General features: G+C 58.8%; 4 protein-coding genes and 2 pseudogenes. 3 read left to right on the plus strand and 3 right to left on the minus strand.

The window, feature by feature from the left end:
* Positions 1–71: 71 nt before the first annotated feature.
* A pseudogene (locus ACIOMO_RS07375) lies at positions 72–1,454 on the plus strand (glyceraldehyde-3-phosphate dehydrogenase); the annotation flags it as partial.
* A gap of 222 nt (positions 1,455–1,676) precedes the next feature.
* On the opposite strand, the gene ACIOMO_RS07380 reads toward ACIOMO_RS07375, so the two are convergent.
* Positions 1,677–2,978 carry an MFS transporter gene (locus tag ACIOMO_RS07380; RefSeq protein ID WP_401239545.1) on the minus strand — a complete coding sequence of 434 codons (1,302 nt, stop codon included), beginning with the start codon at positions 2,976–2,978 and terminating at the stop codon, positions 1,677–1,679.
* 73 nt (positions 2,979–3,051) lie between these two features.
* Between ACIOMO_RS07380 and ACIOMO_RS07385 the strand changes: the two genes are divergently transcribed.
* Together ACIOMO_RS07385 and sthA are read left to right on the plus strand one after the other, a co-directional pair.
* On the plus strand, positions 3,052–4,101 hold the full coding sequence (locus ACIOMO_RS07385) for an FAD:protein FMN transferase (protein ID WP_401239548.1): 1,050 nt from the start codon (positions 3,052–3,054) through the stop codon (positions 4,099–4,101).
* A gap of 197 nt (positions 4,102–4,298) precedes the next feature.
* Entirely contained in the window at positions 4,299–5,693 is a 1,395-nt protein-coding gene (sthA, locus tag ACIOMO_RS07390) for a Si-specific NAD(P)(+) transhydrogenase (RefSeq protein WP_038362239.1), read from the plus strand.
* A gap of 42 nt (positions 5,694–5,735) precedes the next feature.
* On the opposite strand, the pseudogene ACIOMO_RS07395 reads toward sthA, so the two are convergent.
* A pseudogene (locus ACIOMO_RS07395) lies at positions 5,736–6,457 on the minus strand (glycerophosphodiester phosphodiesterase).
* A 14-nt stretch (positions 6,458–6,471) separates the two neighbouring features.
* Entirely contained in the window at positions 6,472–7,053 is a 582-nt protein-coding gene (locus tag ACIOMO_RS07400; RefSeq protein WP_401239977.1) for a PilZ domain-containing protein, read from the minus strand.
* Between the last annotated feature and the right edge of the window lie 29 nt (positions 7,054–7,082).

Genomic DNA, 7,082 nt, shown 5'->3' on the forward strand with positions numbered 1-7,082 from the left:
AAACATACACACACAACCCAGAACAAAAAAATGCAGAAAACAAATACCCTTAACCACTCTCATAAGCTATTATCCCGCTTATCGGTCAGCTCTACCGCAATAACAACGTGGTGAGCTCGATCTATGGCCGCAGCCTGATCAACCAGTCTGTCATCGCGATTCTCAAAGCTCACCGCTTTGCGCGCCACCGTTCTTCCGACGACAGCGAACTCTCCGTCCACGAAACATTCCCACTGCTCAAAGCCATGAGCGAGCTCAAGCTCGGCGCGGCTTCGGTAGATCTGGGCAAGTTGGCGTTCAAATTCCGCAACGAAGGCAATGGCCGCACCGCCGAGCAATTCGTTCGTGAAGAAATGGCCGATGTGGTTGGCCAGCAAAACGCTTCCGCACGTAAAGGCACCGACGTTGTGCTGTACGGCTTCGGTCGTATCGGCCGTCTGCTGGCGCGCATCCTGATCGAGAAAACCGGTGGTGGCGACGGTCTGCGTCTGCGTGCCATCGTCGTGCGTAAAGGCGCCGACAACGACCTGACCAAGCGCGCCAGCCTGCTGCGTCGCGATTCGGTACATGGTTCGTTCAACGGCACCATCACCATCGACGAAGAAAACAACACCATCACCGCCAACGGTAACCTGATCCAAGTGATCTACGCGAAGAACCCGACTGAAGTGGATTACACCCAGTACGGCATCAAAGACGCGCTGCTGGTGGACAACACCGGTGTATGGCGTGACGCTGATGGCCTGGGCCAGCACTTGCAGTGCCCGGGTATCGACCGCGTTGTTCTGACTGCACCTGGCAAAGGCAAGCTGAAGAACATCGTTCACGGCATCAACCACGGTGAAATCACCGCTGATGACAAGATCGTCTCCGCTGCTTCCTGCACCACCAACGCCATCGTGCCGGTGCTGAAAGCTGTGAATGACAAGTTCGGCATCATCAACGGTCACGTCGAAACCGTTCACTCGTACACCAACGACCAGAACCTGAACGACATCTTCAACATACGCGATCGCCGTGGTCGTAGCGCCGCGCTGAACATGGTGATCACCGATACCGGTGCTGCCACCGCTGCTGCCAAGGCTCTGCCTGAGCTGGCCGGCAAGCTGACCGGTAACGCGATCCGCGTTCCAACGCCGAACGTGTCGATGGCCATTCTCAACCTCAACCTTGAGAAAGCCGCCACCCGTGAAGAGATGAACGAGTACCTGCGCTACATGGCGCTGCACTCCGATCTGCACAAGCAAATCGACTTCGTTAACTCGCAGGAAGTGGTTTCGACCGACTTCGTTGGTTCGCGCCATGCTGGTGTGGTCGACGCTGAAGCGACCATCGTTCAGGACAACCGCGTTGTTCTGTACGTCTGGTACGACAACGAGTTCGGTTACAGCTGCCAGGTTATCCGCGTGATGGAAGACATGGCTGATGTGAATCCGCCAGCGTTCCCGCGCTAAGCGATAGCTGCACATGAAAACGCCCCGACTTTGGTCGGGGCGTTTTTGTTTGGGGAAGATCAAAAGATCGCAGCCTTCGGCAGCTCCTACAGGAGATCGCATTTGATTTTGTAGGAGCTGCCGAAGGCTGCGATCTTTGCTTTACGCCCTCTTCGGGAGCAAGCCCCCTCCCACAATTGGAATGCATTCTCCTGTGGGAGGGGGCTTGCTCCCGAAGGCGTCCTATCTAGCGCCGCCAGGGATGGCTGCTTGCGCCGTGCGCAGTTCATGCTTATTGCCCCGGAACAACACCAAACTCGCAATCAATCCCAACACCGCCGCGCCACTCAGCCAGATCCCCGGCGCAGCCTTGTTATCCAGCACATGAATCAGGTACGTGCACGCCGCCGGGGTAAACCCGCCGAACGTCGCTGTCGCCAGGCTGTAAGCCAGCGAGAACCCGGTAGTGCGCACTTCCACCGGCATGATCTCGGTCAGTGCCACCACCATCGCGCCGTTGTACGAGCCGTACAGGAACGACAACCACAACTCGACGATCAGCAAATGGCTGAAGCTCGGATTCGCCACCAACCACGACAGCGCTGGATACGCGGTCAGAATCGCCAGAATAGTCGCCGCCAGCAGTAGGGGTTTACGTCCAATCTTGTCGGACACCGCGCCCATCACCGGCAGCCAGAAGAAATTCGACAAACCAATACATACCGTCACCAGTAACGCATCGAAGTCCGACAAGTGCAGCTCAGCCTTGCCGAAGGTCGGGGTGTACGCAGTGATCAAATAGAAAGACACCGTGGTCATCACCACCAGCGCCATGCCGGCGATGACGATGCCAAAGTTCTGACCGATCGAGCGGACAATTTCCCGCAGGGTAGGGCGATGTTTCCGTGCCTGGAATTCCGGAGTTTCTTCCAGCGAACGACGAATGACAAAGATCACCGGCACAATCATGCAGCCGATCAGGAACGGCACGCGCCAGCCCCAGTCACCCATCTGTTCCGGACTCAGCCAATGATTGAGGCCGACGCCGAGCAAACCGGCGAAGACCACCGCCGCTTGTTGGCTGGCGGACTGCCAACTGACGAAAAAGCCCTTGCGGCCCGGCGTGGCGATTTCAGCCAGATACACCGACACGCCGCCCAACTCCACGCCCGCCGAGAAACCTTGCAGCAAGCGGCCAAACAGCACCAGCAAAGGAGCGGCAACGCCGAGGGTGGCGTATCCCGGAACACAGGCAATCAGCACCGTACCGGCGGCCATCAATGCCAGCGTGATGATCAAACCCTGGCGACGGCCATGACGGTCAATGTAGGCGCCGAGGAAGATCGCCCCCAGCGGTCGCATGAGGAAACCGGCACCAAAAGTCGCCAACGACAGCATCAGCGAAGCGAAGGCGCTGTCAGTCGGGAAGAAGGTTTTGGCGATGGCCGTGGCGTAGAAGCCATAGACCATGAAGTCGAACATTTCGAGGAAGTTGCCGCTGACAACGCGAAAGATCGCTTTGCCTTTGCCCGTGGAAGTGGACATTTTTAGATACTCTTTATTGGATTTTTAGAAGCGCGTTCCATCCGTTGGGAGCGAGCGGGCCCTTTGATTCATAATGGCCGGCGCTGTTTTGCGGGGAGATGAAGAATTGTTCACTGGACGGTTTGTGGGGTTCGTGGTTTTGGCGGCGTTTTTGGCGGCCTGCGGCGAGGGTGAGTCGATGGAAAGCTTTGGCGGGCCAACCATGGGCAGCACGTATTCGATCAAGTACGTGCGTCATGCGGGTGATGCCGATTCCGCGCAAGTTCGCAGTGAAGTAGAAGGGATCCTCGCCGAAGTTGATCAGCAGCTGTCCACTTACCGCAATGATTCAGATATCGAGCGTTTCAACGCTTTGCCCGCCAATAGCTGTCAGACAATGCCCGCGTCGATACTCGAATTGATCCGCGTCGGCGAACAACTGTCAGCGCAAAGCGAAGGTTCCTACGACCTCACCGTTGAACCTCTGATGAATCTCTGGGGCTTCGGCCCGCAGGGTCGCGAAGAAAAAGTTCCCGATGCCGCTGCACTGGCTGAGGTGATGCAGCGGGTCGGTCATCAGCATCTGCACATCAATGGTGATCAGTTGTGCAAGGACGCCGCTGTCGAGGTCGACTTCAATAGTATCGCCGCTGGTTACGCCGTCGACACCATCGCCGCAAGGCTCGACACGTTGGGCATTCACGATTACCTCGCTGAAGCCACGGGCGAATTAAAGGCAAAAGGCAAAAAGCTCGACGGCTCCCCGTGGCGCATTGCTCTGGAAGAACCCCGCGACGATCAACAGATCGCCGAGCGCATCATTGATGTCGACGGCTACGGCGTTTCGACCTCTGGCGACTACCGCAACTATTTCCTGCAGGACGGTCGGCGCTATTCCCACACCTTCGATGCCCGCACCGGTGCACCCGTCCTACACGACCTGGCGTCAGTCACGGTAATTCATCCTTCAGCGTTGATGGCCGATGGACTATCGACGCTGTTGCTTATTCTCGGCCCCGAAAGGGCTATGGACTATGCCGAAAAACATGACATCGGTGCATTCTTGGTGATTCGTGCCGATACAGGTTTCGTCATCCGCACCAGTCCGGCGTTCGAACGCCTCAGTGGCAAAAAAACTGACTGAGAACAATACGAAAGCTGGCGTTGTAGTGCAGGCAAAAGTAGCCTACGACGCGACCAAGGGTTAATGTGCGCGGCGTTGACGCTTCTATAGACTGTGTCCGGGTTCTTGATTGACCCCCAATTGTTCCTTCGCGCCGCCGTTCGGCGTGATTTAGCCGTAGGTGCTGCTGGCACCGCGGCCTGTTCTGAGGAGTACGCATGGCTGTCTACAACTACGACGTGGTGGTACTGGGTTCCGGCCCGGCGGGAGAAGGCGCGGCAATGAACGCCGCCAAAGCAGGGCGCAAGGTCGCGATGGTCGACAGCCGTCGTCAGGTCGGCGGCAACTGCACCCACCTCGGCACCATCCCGTCCAAGGCACTGCGTCACTCGGTGCGGCAGATCATGCAGTTCAACACTAATCCTATGTTCCGGGCGATCGGCGAGCCACGCTGGTTCTCCTTCCCGGACGTGTTGAAAAGCGCCGAGAAAGTCATTTCCAAACAAGTCGCCTCGCGCACCGGCTATTACGCCCGTAACCGCGTCGACGTGTTCTTCGGCACCGGCAGCTTCGCCGACGAGCAAACCATCGAAGTGGTCTGCGCCAACGGCGTGGTCGAGAAGCTGGTGGCCAAGCACATCATCATCGCCACCGGTTCGCGTCCTTATCGTCCGGCCGACATCGATTTCCACCACCCGCGTATCTACGATAGCGACACCATCCTCAGCCTCAACCACACCCCGCGCAAACTGATCGTTTACGGCGCCGGCGTGATCGGTTGCGAATACGCGTCGATCTTCAGCGGTCTGGGTGTTTTGGTAGAGCTGGTCGATAACCGTGGTCAGTTGCTGAGCTTCCTCGACTCGGAAATCTCCCAGGCGTTGAGCTATCACTTCAGCAACAACAACATCACCGTGCGCCACAACGAGGATTACGATCGCGTTGAAGGCGTCGACAACGGCGTGATCCTGCACCTGAAGTCCGGCAAGAAGATCAAGGCCGACGCCTTGCTCTGGTGCAACGGCCGTACCGGCAACACCGACACGCTGGGTCTGGAAAACATCGGCGTCAAGGTCAACAGCCGTGGCCAGATCGAAGTCGACGAGGCTTACCGCACCTGCGTACCGAACATTTACGGTGCCGGTGACGTGATCGGCTGGCCGAGCCTGGCCAGTGCCGCTCACGACCAGGGCCGTTCGGCCGCTGGCAGCATCGTTGATAACGGTAGCTGGCGCTTTGTGAATGACGTGCCGACCGGCATCTATACCATTCCGGAGATCAGCTCGATCGGCAAGAACGAGCAGGAGCTGACCCAGGCCAAAGTGCCGTACGAAGTCGGCAAGGCGTTCTTCAAGAGCATGGCGCGTGCGCAGATCGCCGGCGAGCCGCAAGGCATGCTGAAGATCCTGTTCCACCGTGAAACCCTGGAAGTGCTGGGCGTGCACTGCTTCGGTTATCAGGCGTCGGAGATCGTCCACATCGGTCAGGCGATCATGAGCCAGCCGGGCGAGTTGAACACCCTGAAGTACTTCGTCAACACCACGTTCAACTACCCGACCATGGCTGAAGCCTATCGGGTAGCGGCGTACGACGGCCTCAACCGGCTTTTTTGACGGGCTCCGGCCGGTGGCCTGAGCCGGCCGGGGAGACCGATTTCAGCAATTCTCGAGCGTGGCAGTGGCCAAACCGGAAAGTCTGTAATCAGGCTGTCAACGCCGAAGTCGGCGAGTCTGCGCATCAGCGCAGGCTCGTTGACGGTCCACACCGACACATGCAGCCCCTGACGCTGCGCCTTCTGCAGGCGTTCCGGTGTACACAGCGTCCAGTTCAGCGCAAGAATCTCGCAGCCATAGCTGGCCGCGACCTTCAACGGGTCGAGCCAGGCGTATTCGGCGACCAGTCCGCGCGACACGTCCGGCACCAGATCCAGCGCCGCTTTCAGCACTTCCCGCGAACTCGAGGTGATCGTTACCTTGTCGAGCAGGCCATGCCGCTGGGCCATTTCACGAATCGCCAGCACGGTGGTTGCCGCGCGCGTGCGTGAAGCGCTTTTCACCTCGAGCTGCCAGTGCTCGAAATCACATTGCTCGAACAACTCTTCCAGCGTCGGAATCGGGCATGGCTTGATCCAGCCCGGGCCACCCTTGCGCGCGTCGTAAGTCACCAGCTCGGCGGCGGTGTGCTCGACGACTTTGCCGCGCCGATCCGTGGTGCGCTTGAGCGTGGGGTCGTGGATGACCATCAACTCGCCGTCCTTGGACAGGTGCAGATCGAGTTCGCAACGGCGCACGCCGTGCTTGAGACATTCCTGAAAGCTGCTCAGGGTGTTTTCCGGTGCTTCGCCCTTGGCGCCGCGGTGGCCGTAGATGAGGGTCACGGTTCTTCCTTAAATTAAATGCCTGATTCGTTCTGTTCGCGGGCCAGACGTCGTTCCTGGGCCTGCTTCTGCAAGATATAGCGGGCGAGCAATTGGCGCTGGGCATCGGTCAAGTGTTCGAACTCGGTGCCGACGTCGAATCCGTTGCCCTTGGGGTCGCAATGGGTGACGCGGGCGCGCAGCAACAGGCCCAGCGCTTGCGGCATCAGCACCAGTTTCACCGACAGGTGCGCGCCGGCGGCGATCGGTGTCGGGTGCTGAAAGTCGATCCCGCCTTCGGAAATGATCACCGGTTGCGGCTCGCCGATCTGGCCGAGCACGGTCAGGGCGACCACCTGGCTGAGCAGGTCGATGCGTTTGTTCTGTGATTTCAGGAACGCGGCGATGGCGCGGTCGCGCTCGCTGATCTGGCGCAACAAGTGCTGCGACTCGAATTCGCTCAGGTGCAGTTCGCTGAGCAGGTTGAACAGCGGGGAAGCATCCTGCAACACTTCCTGGCCTGCGGCTTCGGGAGCGGACAGGGGCCGAATTTCCAGTGCGATCGTGTCCTCGATTCGGTTGTATTCGCGGCGTTCTTCTTCATCTAATGTCGTCATGGCGAACCCATGGTAGCGGCGGTGGTCTG

The sequence above is a fragment of the Pseudomonas sp. NPDC087804 genome (assembly GCF_044742965.1).
In the GTDB taxonomy this organism is placed as follows: domain Bacteria; phylum Pseudomonadota; class Gammaproteobacteria; order Pseudomonadales; family Pseudomonadaceae; genus Aquipseudomonas; species Aquipseudomonas rustica.